The sequence below is a fragment of the Paenibacillus glycanilyticus NBRC 16618 genome, from assembly GCF_004000805.1.
In the GTDB taxonomy this organism is placed as follows: Bacteria; Bacillota; Bacilli; order Paenibacillales; family Paenibacillaceae; genus Pristimantibacillus; species Pristimantibacillus glycanilyticus.
In genome coordinates this window covers 208,162-223,635 of sequence record NZ_BILY01000008.1, presented here as the reverse complement: position 1 = coordinate 223,635, position 15,474 = coordinate 208,162, and the positions used below count along the sequence as shown (strand labels likewise).

Genomic DNA, 15,474 nt, shown 5'->3' with positions numbered 1-15,474 from the left:
CATGTATGTCGATTTTAACCTTTAACCGGAATGCATCCCTCTGCATAAGCTATACCTAGAGCGGATGTCTGCAGCGCCAGTAGCGCGGTGGATATCTGCTTGTTAGGTTTTAATTTCGTAAACGGCAAGCTGCTCCACGAAGCGCATTTTTCCCGTATGACCGACGAACTCTTCCATATTGTCGTTATAGTGCATCAACCAAACTTTCTCCTGGATGTCCTCGGGCAGCGTGAGCAGCTCGTCCAGACTCGCATGGACAACACCCGGGGAGACAAGCTGACAGTCATGAAAGATCGTTGATACGCCGTCCTCGATCAATTCCTTCAGCAATCCGCCATCAAATTTCATATCCGCGGAATAGAAAAAGTTCTCGTTAAAGAGGAAGGAGTAGCTGAGCTTGCCCGCGATATGATCCGTCCGGATCAGCTTCACGCGAATTTCGGGATGGATCTCGTACGACTCGCCTTCCTTGATTGGACGAACATCAAAGAAATCGGACAGCGCGTTAAGCGGCTCCTGCGTCAAGCCTCCGCGAAGCGTCTGCTCCCATAATGGCTCAACCAGCGTATCGGCAATATACAGGACAGGCTTTTTGCCGTAACGGAACATCATCTGGAACGCGTATTCCTCCAGCCCGCCGACATGGTCGGCATGCATATGGCTGATTAGTACGGCATCGAGATCGTTAAACGAGTAACCGGCATCGTGAAGCGACCGGGGCAGCGTGATGCCGCAGTCCACGAGCAGCTTAAAACCGTCAACTTCAATTAAAGCATTATTATTCGAATACTTTTTCGCGAAAGCACCGCCGGTGCCAAGCATTTGGATTTGCAAGCTTAGATCGCCTCCCTTTATAGTTGTCTTCACTTTATCAAATAACGCAAGATGTTGACAAACAACAGATGCATAATGCCCTCCGCCTACATATAATGCAGAAGCAAAACGGCGGGAGGATTGAACGAAGATGAGTGCAGCAGCGGCAAAGGGCAAAGGCAAAGTTGTGAAGAAGAAAAAGTCGTCCAGTGAAAGAAAGCAGTATTACTACAAGCTTGTGTTGTCCGACACTTGCGCGGTATGCAAAACGCCATGCGAGCGTGGGATGCGCTATTGGAAGCGAATGCAGGAGCCCGGAGCGGTGGGGAAGGGCGTACCTTGCATCTTGACCCGCACTTACAGCTAACCGCGGGCAATACGTAAGTATTTCCTGGGCAAGCGCATGATTCAACAGCTTTTGACAGATTCAGCCTTGAACGGTCAGGCTTAAAAACTTTTATTGCGGGGCGCAACTTTGGGCCAAAACCCGAGTATAACCAAACATCCAGACAAACCGGATGGAGGGAGGGTTAACAGCAATGAAAGTCGGATTCAAAAAAGTAGCTATTCTGCTCGCTATTTTGTCGGTATTCGGAGGTACGCTCATTTTCGCCGATTCTGCATCCCAGAAAGTACGCGTTATTGTAAACGGCAGTGAGCTGGATGACGGCGGCATTATTGTGGACGGCAAAACCTACTTGCCTCTTCGCCAGATGGTAAACAGCCTGAATGCGCTTGTTGACTGGGATAATCAGAGCAAGAAAGCGACAATTAACAAGCCTAATGTCCATATGATTCTGTTCCAGGATAAAGTCATCTTTGGCAATGTGGACAAAGGCAACAAATATACGTTTAATGTCTTCTCCCAAATCGACAACCTTAAGACAGACATCTCTGCTGTAAAAGTGTCGATTACGGACCCTTACGGCACCGAGAAGGTTATTCAATCCCAGAATGTCAGCATCACGAAGGATAATTTCTGGTACCGGACGGAGGATATCAAATACAACTTCGAGTACGCCGGCAAATACGCGGTACGGTTCTATTTGAAGACATCGCCATCGGATGACTGGACGGTTGTATCGGAGAAGCTCATCACATCCCAGTAAAAATAAGGCTTTGAATAAGGACGCTCCGGACTACGGCCGGGCGTCTTTTGTTTGACCGGCGATTCTTCGCATGGTACGATACGTAAGTATGTATAAATAACTGAAATGGGGTAATTCCATGAGCGAGCATCAACATCAGCACGGCGAAGACTGCGGCTGCGGACATGATCACGAACATGATGAGCATGTGTTCATCGTGACAGACGACGAAGGCCAAGAGCGTGAAATGGTCATGGTCTATACATTTGAATCGGAGAACAACGTTTACGCGGTATTGCTGGATCGCAACGATCCGGAGGCTGACGGCGTTATCTTCCGTATTGAAGAAGAGAATGACGAAGCATTCCTCGTTGGGATCGAAGACGATGCGGAGTGGGATCGCGTAACGGCGATCTACGAAGAAATCGCGCGCACCGAGAACGAGAACAAAGAAGGTTAACGACCTAAAACACCCGTCTATTCCAAACGGCTGCTTCAGCCTTGGATAGACGGGTGTTTTTTGTATGTCATTTACGCGGATTATAATAAATCGTTCTGCCGTTAAACATCGTAAGCTCGGCAAGCAGTTGTTTGGCCAAATACTTGCAAAGCTCGTTAGCTTTGGCTTTGTCGCCATGGGTGGACCCGTCGGGAAGGACGACTTGAATCGTGGAAGGGTCCTCATCTCCATTGCCAAACACGATATATTTGTATCCGGGATTAATGCCTTGCAAGTAAAACCATCGGTCATCCTGTTTCGATTCGAACGTATACGGAAAAGCCGCTTTTGCGTAATCCCAGTCTAGCTGCGTTCCGGTTAAAGCGGTCTGCTCCCGGTAATGGATAAGCTTTTCCTTCAGTTCTTCCAGCGGAAGCTCACTAACGGCAGATCCTTGAACAAGCTTAATAAATGCGCTTTGACTCATTCATCCCACCCCCACCTCATCATAGCATGTCGCTCTAAAGGTTTACAATAAGTGGAATCATGCAAAAAGCCAACAGCTTCGCCTAAGAGCTCTGCCGTTGGCTTTTCGTTTAGAAGATCGCGTTTTCTTCCACGATGACTTTAACGAACTGAATGCTGCGGTCCTCCGGCCCTTTGACAGGCAGGCCGACCTCAACATGATCCACGATATAGTCGATGTTCTTCTGCGAAATAACTTCACCAGGAAGCAAGATCGGAATGCCCGGCGGATAGACGTAAATAAATTCGGCGATAATCCGTCCGGCTGACTCTTTGAACGGTACGATTTCCGTCTCGCCATAGAAAGCGTCGCGCGGCGTCAGGGACAGCTGCGGGATATCCGGAATTTTCACGACAAGCTCGCGGGCTTCCGCGCCTTCATGGTACGTCTCCGACAAGCCGCGGAGCGCTTGCAGCAATTTCTCGATCGACTCGGAGGTATCTCCGGGCGTCACGAGGCAAAGAATGTTATACATGTCGCTCATCTCGATCTCTACGTTGTAGTGATCGCGGAGCCAGTTCTCAACCTCGTAGCCGGTTACGCCAAGATGGCGGACATGAACCGTAACTTTGGTTGGATCATAATCGTAGGTCGCTTCGTCGCCGAGAATATCTTCGCCAAAGCAATAAAGGCCAGGGATCTGATTAATCCGTTCACGGGCATATTGGGCAAGCTCAATCGCTCTCTCCGCAATTTCATGGCCGTTAATCGCCAGATTGCGGCGGGACGTGTCCAGCGATGCGAGCAAAATATAAGATGTCGAAGTTGTCGTCAGCATACTCAGGATCGTCTGGATGCGGAACGGGTTGATCCGACCTTTGCGTACGTTCAAGACCGAGCTTTGCGTCATGGAGCCACCAAGCTTATGTACGCTTGTAGCTGCCATATCGGCACCGGCCTGCATGGCGGACATCGGAAGCTTCTCATGGAAATGAATTAGTACGCCATGGGCTTCGTCGACAAGAACGGGAATATCGTAGCTGTGAACAAGATCCACGATTTCCTTCAGATTCGCGCAAATGCCGAAGTAAGTCGGGTTAATGACCAGAACGGCCTTGGCATCCGGATGACGGTCCAACGCGCGTTTCACCGAGCGGGTCGTAATGCCGTGGTCGATACCGAGATTCGAATCGCGCGCAGGCGAGATAAATACCGGACGCGCGCCGGCGAAAATAATGGCGGCCATAACCGACTTATGAATGTTGCGCGGGACGATAATTTTGTCGCCCGGGCTGCAGACCGTAAGAATCATCGTAATAATCGCGCCGCTGGTGCCTTGAACGGAGAAATACGTGTAATCCGCGCCAAACGCATCTGCCGCAAGTTTTTGCGCTTCTTCAATAACGCCGGTTGGCTGATGCAAGTCATCAAGCGGAGCTATATTTATAAGATCGATCGACAAGGCGTTGTCGCCGATAAATTCGCGAAACTCAGTATCGCTGCCGAGACCTTTCTTATGCCCCGGAATATGAAATTGTACCGGATCGTTCTCCGCATGGCGGCGGAGTGCGCTGAAGAGCGGGGTTTTGTTATGATCCATCGCTTTCGTCCCTGCCTTTCGACTGTCGTCTAATGTCTAATGTACAAACAAAGTTGAGTATAGCAAAAACAAGTCGGAATGCAAGCAACAATTTTATTGATGAAGTCAGGCATTCCGAAGCTGGACTAGTATTGTTCTCCATTTGTTCATAACTATGGCCAGCTTGATATGATACGATAAGGGATGGGGTGAAGACAAAATGCGAGATAAACGACTTCTTATAGTAATGGCTATTCTAATGACCACCTTCATCGGGTTCGGGATTATTATTCCTGTTATGCCTGAAATGATTAAAGCCGTCAGCCCGGGTAACGCCGAGCATCATACGGGTTTAATGCTTGCGCTCTATTCAGCTGTATCGTTCATACTCTCTCCATATTGGGGAGGCTTATCCGACCGGATTGGCCGGAGGCCGATTATTATCATTGGCGTGACCGGTTTTGCAATCAGTTTCTTCTTGTTTGGCTTATCTTCCGACAATTTAACCATGATGTATCTTTCCCGTATTCTCGGGGGCTTGTTCTCCGGGGCGGTCACTTCGGTTATTGTCGCTTACGTAGCGGATATTACGCCGCCGGAGCAGCGTACAAAAGGCATGGGGCTTGTCGGAATGTCGATTGGCTTCGGCTTTACGATTGGTCCCGGCGTAGGCGGTCTGCTTAGTCAGGTTTCGCTCGAAGCCCCTTTTTACGCGGCATCGATAATGGCATTAATTACTTTGTTCTTCGCAATAACCAAGCTGAAGGAATCGCTGCCGCCCGAGAAGCGGAGAGCTGCGGGCGAGAAGCGGGAATCCCGCTGGTCGGCTTTTACCGGGCCGCTTAAGTTTCTGTACGTTCTTGCGTTCTTCGTTACCTTTACGCTTGCCGGCATGGAAGCAACGCTGCAGTTCTTCGGCATTCAGCGCTTTGACGTAACGCCGGTGCAGGTGGGCATGCTGTTCTTCGTATGTGGCTTTGTTGGCGCGCTTGTGCAAGGCGGTGTCGTTCGGCGGAGAATCAAGCGGGGGCAGGAGCCTCAATATATCGCGCTTGGCTTGATTATTTCGGCCGTTGGCTTCTTCCTGCTGCTTGCTGCCCATTCCTTGTGGTGGGCTACGATGTCGCTTGCCGTATTCGGCATTGGCAACTCGCTGATCCGTCCATGCGTAACCTCGTTAATTACCCAGAAGACGAAAGTGGGTCAAGGCGTTGCCTCCGGCCTCAGCTCTTCGATGGACAGCTTGGGACGTATTCTTGGACCGCTTGTTGGTTCGTTCTTGTTTACGCTCGATTTGCGCCTGCCATACGTTTCCGGCGGCATTCTGTGTCTCTTGGCTTTGATCCTGCTTGTACAGTTCCGCAGAATGGACGGCACAGCGGGTTCAACCGCAGCACAGGAATAAGGACTGGCGTAAAGCCGGCTTCTCATGAATATATGAGAGGCCGGCTTTTTTTTGTTTTTTCCAGAGAATGGCATGTACCAGGCCCGCATATAAATGAGATAGAGCAAAAAGAGGTGAAAGGTAGAATGGGGATTCTGTCATGGCGCAGGTGGGCGGCCATCATATTGGGGAGCCTGCTGATATCGGTCGGGATTAATTTTTTTCTGATTCCGTTGATGATTCTGGACGGGGGGCTTATAGGGATCGCCCTTATCGTCAATTATCTGCTTCACATTCAAGTGGGTCTGACCATGCTGCTATGCAGTATCCCGATTTTTGCCCTGGTCTGGTTTCAAAGCCGGAGTATGATCTACCAGAGCCTGAACGGCCTGCTGTTATCCAGCTATGTCATCGATTTGCTCAGCCCCTACCGGTTCCACTTTCTCTATTACATTGAATGGACTCCGTTTACGCGGGCGGTGCTTGGCGGCTTTTGCATTGGGACAGGCCTCGGTATCATGCTAAGGAACGGTACTTCCACGGGAGGGACGGATCTTCTGGCCCATTTCTTGTCCAGGTATATACCGTTAAACGTTGGGGTTATTATTTTTTTAACGGATTTTATCATTATCGGAACGGGAGCCATTCTGCTTCCTGAAGATACGTTTCTGTTATCTCTAATAACGGTCGCGGCAGGCGGGGTGGCGACAAGTCTATGCACGTGGAATTTACCGCATAATCACCAATTCAAGCATCATTAAAAAGCCGAAAGCGTCGCGGGAAGCCGCTCTCATGCAAGAGAGAGGTACCCGCGATGCCTTCGGCTTTTTGTTTCGTACGTTTACGGCGCTAACCCCTTCATAATAAAAGCGATAGTCGCTTCCCGTTCCTGCTCATCATTCCAGCTGCTGCCTTCCCGTTTGCCGTAAATCATTCGTATGGCGGTATATCCAATGAGTGAGGAGACCGTAAGCCTAATGATTGTATAAGGCGACCAGTTCACAAGGGTGCCTTCTTCCTGGAACCTGAGAATGTTGGGGGTGACCTTTTCGAATACTTTCGCGAGAATCAGCTTCTCGAATTGCTCCTGCAGCTCCGGATGGAATGGGATCTCTTGAATAAAAATTTTCAGTACGTTTATATGCTTCTCAAGAAACGCCAGCCTGTTCTCGAGAATCGCGCGAAGCATCTGATCGTAGCTGTCGTATCTGCTGTCCAGCACTTTATAGAACTCCCTCATCACAAACGGCGCGACCAGCTTTGCCATCACCGGTGCCACGATGGAGACTAGCAATTCTTTTTTCGTTTTGTAATGCCGGAAAATCGTACCTTCCGCCACACCCGCACGTTGTGCGATCTCGCTCGTGGATGATCCGGCAAAGCCTTTTTCCGCAAAGATTTCGGAGGCAGCCTTGACGATTTTCAGCTGCTTATCGGTCATTGATTTCTCTTCGCCAAGCTTATTCAGCTCATCCAGCCATTCTTCAATCGGCTCGCTCATGCCAGACACTCCCTTTTTGCCCATTCCCGTTATTATAGCAGAAAAAGAAGGACGCCTACATCCGGCGGTGCTTCTTTAATGCCGCAACGTTGAGCAGGGCGAACAGGATCGACAAGCCCGCCAGCACGTAAATATCGAGCTGGATATCGGCAATGCCTTCCCCTCGAATCATAATTCCCCGCATGGCATCCGCGCCGTAGTACAACGGCATGATGAAGCTGAGCTTCTGCAGGACCGGATTCATGGCATCCAGATTAAACAACCCGGAGAAAAATGCCTGAGGCACGATAATAATCGGAATGAACTGGATGATCTGAAATTCGCTGCTCGCAAACGAGGACAGCAACGTGCCCAGCGTTAACGCGGTCAAAGACAGCAGAAGATTAATCAGCAGCATATTGACGATATGGCCGGCCATCGACATGCCAAGCACTTGAACGGAGAACCAGGCGATCAGGGAAGCCTGGAGCAGCGTGAAGATGCCAAACCCGGCCAAGTAGCCAAGCACAATCTCCGATCTGCGGATTGGCGTCCCCAGCAGTCTTTCCAGCGTTCCGCTAGTGCGTTCGCGAAGGAAGGATACTCCCGCGAGCAGGAAAACAAAGAAGAAGGAAAAGAAGCCGATGAGTACGGGACCAAATGAATCGAAAGAGGCCATATCCGGTCCGCCGTACAGATAATGAACCGTAGGAGCAAGCTCCTGAACATGGCTCTGCAGAGCTTTCTGCATGACAAGCTGCGTGCTGCGGCTTACCGACGGATCGCTTCCCTCTAGCGTAATATCCGGTTTGCCTTCTTTAATCTGAATGACGGCATCAAGCTTCCCGTTCTTCAAAGCCTCTTCCGCTTCGCTAACGGAATCATAAACGGTAATGCTTGCATTTTGCTCTTCAAGCTTCTCGGCAAACGCGCTGGCCGGGCCCGTCAATCCGATCTCTGGCGATACGGTTCTGCCGTCGAATACAAGCTTTGTTAAGCTGAGAATGAGAAGCGGGGCGAGGAATAACAAAGCCAAAGTCCGTTTATCGCGGACAAACTGGCGGATAATGCGCACAACCAGCGCACGTATTCTCATGCTTGCGCCTCCTTCCGGCTGCCAAAGGCGATAAACGCTTCTTCGATTGTATGGACTCCTGCTTGCTCTATAATAGCTTCGGGAGTGCCCAGCGCAATTAATTTACCGTCGCGGATGAGTCCCAAGCGGTCGCATTTCTCGGCTTCGTCCATGACGTGAGTGGTGACGATAATCGTTACGCCTTGCTGCGTCAGGGCGCGCAGCTCATTCCAGATCGCTTGACGGAGAACGGGATCGATACCAACCGTCGGTTCGTCAAGCACGAGAAGCCGGGGTTCATGCAGCAGCGCGATGGCAAGCGACAAGCGGCGTTTCATGCCGCCGGAATAAGCGGTTACCGCTTTATCCAGATGTTCGGTCAAATTCACAAGCGCGGCGGCGGACTGGATTCGGGAAGCGAGAGCTTTGCCGGAAAGCCCGTAGAGGGAGCCGTAAAAAACCATGTTTTCCTTGCCGGTCAGCTCCTGATAGAGAGCATCGGACTGCGCCATATACCCGAAGGTTTGCAGCATCTTGAGCTGGGGCATCGGCTCGCCGAACAATTCAACCTGTCCGTCGTCGGCGAGGTCGATGCCGGTTATGAGCTTGATGAGGGTCGTTTTTCCGGAGCCTGACGGACCAAGAAGTCCAAACAGCTCCCCGCGTGGCACGGTGAGCGTAATATCATCCAATACTTTCCGGTCCCCGAACTTTCTTGTGATTCGGGAGACGGCAATAGCAGGCTTTTCCGCTGATTTCGTCAATAGAAACACCTCTTTGAATGGAATGAGTGAATACTCATTTTTAGTATAAAAGCAGTCCGCTCAGCTGTAAAGTGAGTACTTGCTCATTTTGGATACTGGACCTAAGTCGTAGAACAGCTCCGACCCGGGGCGAGAGTAAAATACCGTCTGGAGACGTTTTTACATTATTTTCAATGCAGGTATGCTTAGAAATGTCAAAAACACATAAAAGAGAAATCCGAATAGGGAGAAGGAGTAGTTGTAATGAACAAGTTAACCGAATGGTCGTTCCGTAACAAGGCGGCCGTTATCCTGATCGTCGTTATGGCATTGACGGTTGGGGTCATCAGTTATTTGAAGCTGCCAATGGAGTTCCTGCCGGAAGCGGATAACCCGCAAGTTATGGTGACCGTAATCGGGCCTGGCATGGACGCCAAATCGATGGAGCAGCAAGTGACGAACCCGCTCGAAGAAGCGGTTATGTTCACGAAAGGCAAGACCGATATGTTCTCGACTTCGGGGAACGGTTACGCCCAGGTTAACGTAAATTTCGATTCCAATACGAATATGAAGGAAGCGAAGGCCGAGATCGAGCGTTCGGTTGATCAGGTTCAGCTTCCCCAAGGCGTCATGAAGCCATTTGTTGTCCAGTTTAATACGTCGATGATTCCGATCTCCTGGATTGTTGTTACGTTTGACGAAGGTCTTAGCGAGCAAGAGAAGGATGCCAAGATCAAGCTGGTCAATACGGAGCTGCAAAAGTCCGAGGGAGCGGGCCAGATCAGCGTTAACGGCAAGTCAACGCCATCGATCCACATTACTCCCGATACGGATAAGCTGGCGCAAAAGGGACTTCCGGTTCAAACCCTGCTCAGCGTGCTGCAAGGACGCGGCGTATCCGCTTCGATCGGCGAACGCAATGTAGACGGCGCTGCCGGCAACATTAATGTATATGACGAAGTAACAAGCGTCGATACGCTTCGCAATCTTCCGGTTGCCCCTGGCGTGAAGCTGTCCGATGTTGCAAAGGTTGAGCAGGCGAAAGAGCAGGAGAGCATCAGCCGGATGAACGGCAAGGACGCGATTTTGTTCACGGTATCGAAGTCGGCTAACGCCAATGCCGTATCTACGGGCAAAAACGTGGAGAAGACGGTCGAGCGTCTGAACAAGGATGTAAAAGGCGTTGACGCGGTTGTTCTGCTCAGCACGGCTGAATCCGTTACTCACTCCGTTAACAGCATGCTTCGCGAAGTGCTGATGGGTGCATTGTTTGCAACGATTATCATTCTGCTCTTCATGCGCAATTTCCGCGCAACGCTGGTTACGATCGTATCAATCCCGTTGTCGCTTGGCATCACGCTGTACTTGCTAGACCTGTCCGGCGTAACCCTGAATATCATTACGCTTGGCGGTGTGGCCGTAGCGGTAGGACGCCTTGTGGACGACAGTATCGTCGTTATCGAGAACATTTACCGCAGGCTGCAAAAGGAGCCGTTCTCGGTTACCGTTATTACCGACGCAACAAAAGAAGTCGCAACCGCGATTACGTCTTCGACACTGGTTACCGTGGCGGTATTCCTGCCAATGGGTCTGCTCCGCGGTTCGCTGCAGGCCTTCCTGCTGCCATTCGCGCTTACCGTAGCGTATTCTCTCTTGTCTTCGCTGCTGGTTGCATTAACGGTAGTACCGCTGCTTAGCGCGATTCTGCTTCGCGGAACGAAGGAAAAGCCGCATAAAGGGTCGGAGAAATTCGCATCGTTTATCCGCTGGAATCTGCAGCACAAATGGGTCACGCTGCTTATCGCTTTAGTTCTGTTCGTAGGCTCCATCGGCTCTTACGCGATGATGCCGAAAGGTGCGCTTGACTCCTCCAGCGCGGAGAATCTGAACATTTCCCTTCAGTATCCAAGCGATACGCCTTCCGAGAAGGTTGAGCAGGGCGGCACGCAGCTGGAAAGTTTCCTGAAAGACAGCAAGAGCGTGGAATGGGTGATTATGCAGCTTGGCAACAGCTCCGAAAACGCGCAATACGGTTCGGTATCCTCGCCGACGCTTGTAATGTATATGGTTGATCTGAAGAAAGGCGTGGACGCCGAAGTATTCATGGATGAAGTGAAGAAGCAAAAAACGAATTTCAGCGATGCCGAGCTGTCCGTAAATGCCACGGATCTGATGATGGGCGGCGGCGGATCGCAAGTCTTCGTTGACGTCACGGGCGATGATCCTGAGAAGCTGACGCAGACAGCGGATCAACTGATTGCAGCGATCAAACCGATTAAAGGCGTGCTTAAAGTACAAAGCAACCAGGAAGAGAAAAAGCCGGTCTATACGTTCCAGGTGGACCCGGAAAAAGCGAAAGGCCAGGAAGTTTCGATGCAGCTGCAGAGCATTCTGAATCCGGTGCCTGTAGGCAGCATCAAGGTAGACGGACGCGACACCTCCGTCGTCGTGCAGCCGGTTGTTAATCCGGATACCGAAGCGGCTCTTAAGAATCTTACGATTGCAACGGAATCCGGCGTGGTTCCGGTATCAAGCGTGGCGAAGCTGGTTCGCACGGAAGAGCCAAGCTTGTATTACCACAAGGAAGGCAAGGTTTATGTCCGGATTACGGCTGATGCGGATCCGCAAAAGCTCTCTGTTATAGGTGCGGATATTAAGAATGCCGCAGATAAGCTGAAGCTGCCGGATGGCGTCGAACTGAAGGTTGGAGGCGCATCGGCTGACCAAGCAAGCGATTTTGCGGACATTGGGATGACAGCGCTGATCTCGATCGGCATCGTGTACTTGATTATGGTGCTGACCTTCAAAACGTTGCGCGCTCCGCTCGCCATTATGTTCTCGCTGCCGCTTGCGGCGATTGGCGCAGTCGTAGGCCTCTTGATCTCCGGCGTTACGCCTGACTTTACCGCGATGTTTGGCGCGTTGATGCTAATAGGCATCGTTGTGACGAACGCCATCGTTCTAATCGACCGCGTGAAGCAAAACGAAGAAACGATGTCGATCCGAGATGCGCTTGTAGAAGCGGCAACTACACGGATGCGTCCGATCATCATGACGGCTGTTGCAACGATTTGCGCGATGCTGCCTCTCGTATTCGGGGCCAGCGAATCGGGCAGCATCGTATCGCAGAGCTTGGCGATCGTCGTGATTGGCGGTCTTGCCGCGGCAACGCTTCTGACGCTGATCGTTGTTCCTTGCATGTACGAATTGTTCTTCTTCCGCGCTTCCCGCAAGCAGCGCCGTGCCAAAGCACAGGCTGCCAAAGCAGCAACCGCGGTCTAACAAAAAAGGTTAACAAAAAAAGCTGTGCGGAGTTTATTCCGCACAGCTTTTCTGTTCTTCTCCCAGCCTTTGTATTGTTTTTTGCTTTTGTTGAGGTTACGGGCAAACGAAGCATGAAATGATTCTGGAGAAGCAAGGCTTATGCTTCCGAAGTAGCTTTCTTTCAGAAAGCTTTTAAGCGTTCGCTTTTGTGAGTGGATTCCAACCTTGTTCAATCTAATCGAAGGAATCCACGAGCAACGGCGATCGGAAGAACATTTCATGCGCAGTATGCAAATAGTAACCTGATCCTCTTAGACAGAAGCAGCCAAACGATACAAAGGCATCAACGTTTCATAGGTATCCTGAGCAAGCTTGTACAGCGCATCCCCATCGTGAAGAAGCGGGTCGCCGGCAGGAAGATGGCGGCCGATCAGCAGCTCGGCTTTTTGCACGTCGCGAAGCCGGGTAAGGGCGTTGACCCAGTCCTGCTTGCTCATTTCGCTTACGGCCTTGGACTCCTTCTTCATATGGTCAAGCGAAAGCGCGTAATCCGAAGGAACAGCCGCGATGACTTCATCAAGATGGTCCAGATAGACGGAAGCGATTTTGGACTTATTAGGCGCCTCGTAAATAAGGGCAAACCATAAGAAAAGATGGTCGTCGAACAAGCCAAGCTGGAAATGCGGATGCGCTTTGTAGCCGCGTTTATTGTTGCAGATGGCGAGCCAGGTATCCTTAGGCGGATTTACGGTCCGGCGGGCATGCTTCGCAATATGCAGGAACATTTCGTCGCCTGCCTGCACGGCAATGTCGCCGGCAAGCTTTTCGCCCAGATAGCGGAACTTCGGACGAATCCGTTCCTCGATGGCAGCCATGCGCTGCTCTAGTCCTTCGATCAGAAACGTGTCGAAATCCTTCTGCTCAAAGCCCGTAAATGCGCTCGTTGTTGGTGTCGTAGTCATCTATTTGATCTCTCCTCGTAATGAAAGCCGATAATTAAGCTTGATTATAGCACATTTGTTCTTATCCGCGCATCATGACCATCTTGACGCGGAATAACGCTTGTTGTAAATTTATCTAAATATTCCAACAGCTTTGATCAAGGTCGAGCGTTAAGCGATTGTTCATTTTAGAGAGGAAGCCCACGGCTGCGAGGCTTCTATGAACGCTTAAGACTCATCCTGCCTTGTGAGCTGCAAAGGCCGCCGCTTCCAGCTTGGTCTTTGCCGGGATGAGAATCCCGTTATCTATTTAGAGAGCCGGCAGCGTTGCTGCCCCGGCTAACAAAGGGTGGTACCACGAGCACATTCGTCCCTTGCGAATGTGCTCTTTTTTGTTTTTCTATCAATCGTCGGGAGTGAGAACTATGCGTCAAAGTCAACTATTAATGCCAACCTTGCGTGAAGCGCCTTCCGAAGCGGAAGCAATCAGCCATCGGCTGATGCTGCGCGCAGGCCTGATCAGGCAGCTTGCTGCCGGAATTTATACGTATTTGCCAACGGGCCGCCGCGTATTGCGCAAGCTTGAGAAGATTATTCGGGAGGAGATGGATAATGCCGGCTGCCAGGAAGTATTTATGCCCGCGATGCAGCCCGCCGATCTATGGCGGCAGTCCGGCCGCTACGAGAAATACGGACCCGAGCTGGTCCGGCTAAAGGACAGGCATGACCGCGAGTTCGCACTGGGTCCTACTCACGAGGAAGTGATTACGGATCTGGTTCGCGGGGAAATAAATTCTTACCGGCAGCTTCCGGTTACGTTATACCAGATCCAGACTAAATTCCGGGATGAGAAGAGACCGCGTTACGGCTTGCTTCGCGGCAGGGAATTTTTGATGAAGGATGCCTATTCTTTTGATAAAGACTGGGAAGGGCTTCATGAAAGCTATCAAAGGATGTATGACGCTTATCACCGGATATTTTCCCGCTGCGGTCTGCGTTTCCGGCCGGTGGAAGCGGATGCGGGGACCATAGGCGGAGAAGGCGGCACCCATGAATTTATGGCGCTTGCCGATATCGGCGAGGATACAATCGCAGTCTGCGACCGCTGTCAATATGCGGCTAATCTCGAGAAAGCCGGGTACAGGATACCTGAAACGGCAATAAGCACCGAAGAATCCGATGCTTACCCTGAGCCGGAGAAAATCCATACTCCGAACATCCGGACAATCGATGAGCTTGTTCAGGCGCTGGATGCTTCCGCGGATAAGATGCTAAAGACGCTGCTGTTCATTGCCGATGGCAACCCTGTCGCGGTAATCGTAAGGGGCGATCATGAAGTCAACGAAATCAAGCTTGCAGGCTTGCTGCAGGCAGATATGCTGGAGCTCGCCGACCAGGAAACGACGGAGAGATTGACTGGCGCGGCAATCGGCTTTGCCGGACCAATCGGATTAAGCATTCCGGTTATTGTTGATTGTTCCGCCGCCGATATCGGTTCGGCCATAGCAGGCGCGAATGAATCGGATTACCACTGGAAGCATGTCCGTCCCGGCGTGCATTTTGAGATGACCCGGCTGGGCGACGTGCGCAATGCCGTACCGGGCGATGGATGTCCGAATTGCGACGAAGGGAAGCTGCGAATGTTCCGGGGGATTGAGGTGGGGCAAGTATTCAAGCTCGGGACCAAGTACAGCGAAGTCATGCAGGCGAATTACCTTGACGCTGCGGGATCGGAGAAGCCGATCATCATGGGATGCTACGGAATCGGAATATCCCGCGTCATGTCCGCGGTTGTGGAACAGCATCATGATGAGCAGGGAATTCGCTGGCCGCTTGAGTTGGCGCCTTATCAGGTCCATGTCGTGCCTGTATCCGCCAAGGACGCGTTGCAAATGGACGTTGCCGGCAAGCTATACGAGGAGCTTGGTGCCGCAGGTTTTGATGTGCTCCTGGATGACCGCGACGAGCGCCCGGGCGTGAAGTTCAAGGACTCCGATCTGATCGGCGTTCCGGTCCGGATCGTTGTCGGAAGACAAGCGGCCGACGGGGTGGTAGAACTGAGATATAGGATCGGAGGAGAGGACCTGCAGGTATCAACCGAGGAAGCGTTGAAGCTTGTAAGGGGCTATTTCGGTTCATAATGAGCGAGAAGAGGCGGTCAAGCATCACATTTTGGACGGCTTGACTGCCCTTTTTTCGATT

At 51.3% G+C, this 15,474-nt stretch carries 14 protein-coding genes; 7 read left to right on the top strand and 7 right to left on the bottom strand.

Going from position 1 to position 15,474, the window contains the following annotated elements:
• Window positions 1-102: 102 nt before the first annotated feature.
• On the bottom strand, window positions 103-834 hold the full coding sequence (locus tag PGL01S_RS08795) for an MBL fold metallo-hydrolase (RefSeq protein WP_244935546.1): 732 nt from the start codon (window positions 832-834) through the stop codon (window positions 103-105).
• 130 nt (window positions 835-964) lie between these two features.
• Between PGL01S_RS08795 and PGL01S_RS08790 the strand changes: the two genes are divergently transcribed.
• The 3 genes from PGL01S_RS08790 (at window position 965) to PGL01S_RS08780 (ending at window position 2,361) form a co-directional block, all read left to right on the top strand.
• The gene (locus PGL01S_RS08790; RefSeq protein WP_127493560.1) at window positions 965-1,180 is read left to right on the top strand and encodes a hypothetical protein; all 216 of its coding nucleotides are present in this window, start codon (window positions 965-967) and stop codon (window positions 1,178-1,180) included.
• Between the two features lie 172 nt (window positions 1,181-1,352).
• Window positions 1,353-1,922, top strand: a complete 570-nt coding sequence (locus PGL01S_RS08785; protein WP_127493558.1) for a stalk domain-containing protein — start codon at window positions 1,353-1,355, stop codon at window positions 1,920-1,922.
• Between the two features lie 118 nt (window positions 1,923-2,040).
• Window positions 2,041-2,361, top strand: a complete 321-nt coding sequence (locus PGL01S_RS08780; protein ID WP_127493555.1) for a DUF1292 domain-containing protein — start codon at window positions 2,041-2,043, stop codon at window positions 2,359-2,361.
• A 67-nt stretch (window positions 2,362-2,428) separates the two neighbouring features.
• Here PGL01S_RS08780 and PGL01S_RS08775 read toward each other — a convergent pair whose 3' ends face one another.
• Window positions 2,429-2,827: a DUF1885 family protein gene (locus PGL01S_RS08775; RefSeq protein WP_127493553.1), complete on the bottom strand. Its 399-nt coding sequence runs from the start codon at window positions 2,825-2,827 to the stop codon at window positions 2,429-2,431.
• 109 nt (window positions 2,828-2,936) lie between these two features.
• On the bottom strand, window positions 2,937-4,406 hold the full coding sequence (locus tag PGL01S_RS08770; protein ID WP_127493551.1) for an aminotransferase class I/II-fold pyridoxal phosphate-dependent enzyme: 1,470 nt from the start codon (window positions 4,404-4,406) through the stop codon (window positions 2,937-2,939).
• 199 nt (window positions 4,407-4,605) lie between these two features.
• Here PGL01S_RS08770 and PGL01S_RS08765 point away from each other — a divergent pair, with 199 nt between their 5' ends.
• Entirely contained in the window at window positions 4,606-5,790 is a 1,185-nt protein-coding gene (locus PGL01S_RS08765) for an MFS transporter (RefSeq protein WP_127493549.1), read from the top strand.
• 125 nt (window positions 5,791-5,915) lie between these two features.
• The gene (locus PGL01S_RS08760) at window positions 5,916-6,530 is read left to right on the top strand and encodes a YitT family protein (RefSeq protein WP_127493546.1); all 615 of its coding nucleotides are present in this window, start codon (window positions 5,916-5,918) and stop codon (window positions 6,528-6,530) included.
• An 80-nt stretch (window positions 6,531-6,610) separates the two neighbouring features.
• Here PGL01S_RS08760 and PGL01S_RS08755 read toward each other — a convergent pair whose 3' ends face one another.
• Genes PGL01S_RS08755 through PGL01S_RS08745 form a run of 3 tightly spaced genes read right to left on the bottom strand, consistent with a single transcriptional unit; the run spans window position 6,611 to window position 9,088 of the window.
• Window positions 6,611-7,270: a TetR/AcrR family transcriptional regulator gene (locus tag PGL01S_RS08755; RefSeq protein WP_127493544.1), complete on the bottom strand. Its 660-nt coding sequence runs from the start codon at window positions 7,268-7,270 to the stop codon at window positions 6,611-6,613.
• Window positions 7,271-7,325: 55 nt separating this feature from the next.
• On the bottom strand, window positions 7,326-8,345 hold the full coding sequence (locus PGL01S_RS08750) for an ABC transporter permease (protein WP_127493542.1): 1,020 nt from the start codon (window positions 8,343-8,345) through the stop codon (window positions 7,326-7,328).
• On the bottom strand, window positions 8,342-9,088 hold the full coding sequence (locus tag PGL01S_RS08745; RefSeq protein WP_127493540.1) for an ABC transporter ATP-binding protein: 747 nt from the start codon (window positions 9,086-9,088) through the stop codon (window positions 8,342-8,344). The genes PGL01S_RS08750 and PGL01S_RS08745 overlap by 4 nt, the downstream gene beginning before the upstream one ends.
• A gap of 243 nt (window positions 9,089-9,331) precedes the next feature.
• On the opposite strand from PGL01S_RS08745, the gene PGL01S_RS08740 reads away from it, so the two are divergent.
• Window positions 9,332-12,349 (top strand): efflux RND transporter permease subunit, encoded by a 3,018-nt coding sequence (locus tag PGL01S_RS08740; protein ID WP_127493538.1) that lies wholly within the window; start codon window positions 9,332-9,334, stop codon window positions 12,347-12,349.
• 293 nt (window positions 12,350-12,642) lie between these two features.
• On the opposite strand, the gene PGL01S_RS08735 is transcribed toward PGL01S_RS08740, so the two are convergent.
• Entirely contained in the window at window positions 12,643-13,293 is a 651-nt protein-coding gene (locus tag PGL01S_RS08735) for a DUF1054 domain-containing protein (protein ID WP_127493536.1), read from the bottom strand.
• 404 nt (window positions 13,294-13,697) lie between these two features.
• Here PGL01S_RS08735 and PGL01S_RS08730 point away from each other — a divergent pair, with 404 nt between their 5' ends.
• Window positions 13,698-15,413, top strand: coding sequence for a proline--tRNA ligase (locus PGL01S_RS08730; RefSeq protein WP_127493534.1), 1,716 nt, complete (start codon window positions 13,698-13,700; stop codon window positions 15,411-15,413).
• The last annotated feature ends 61 nt before the right edge of the window (window positions 15,414-15,474 follow it).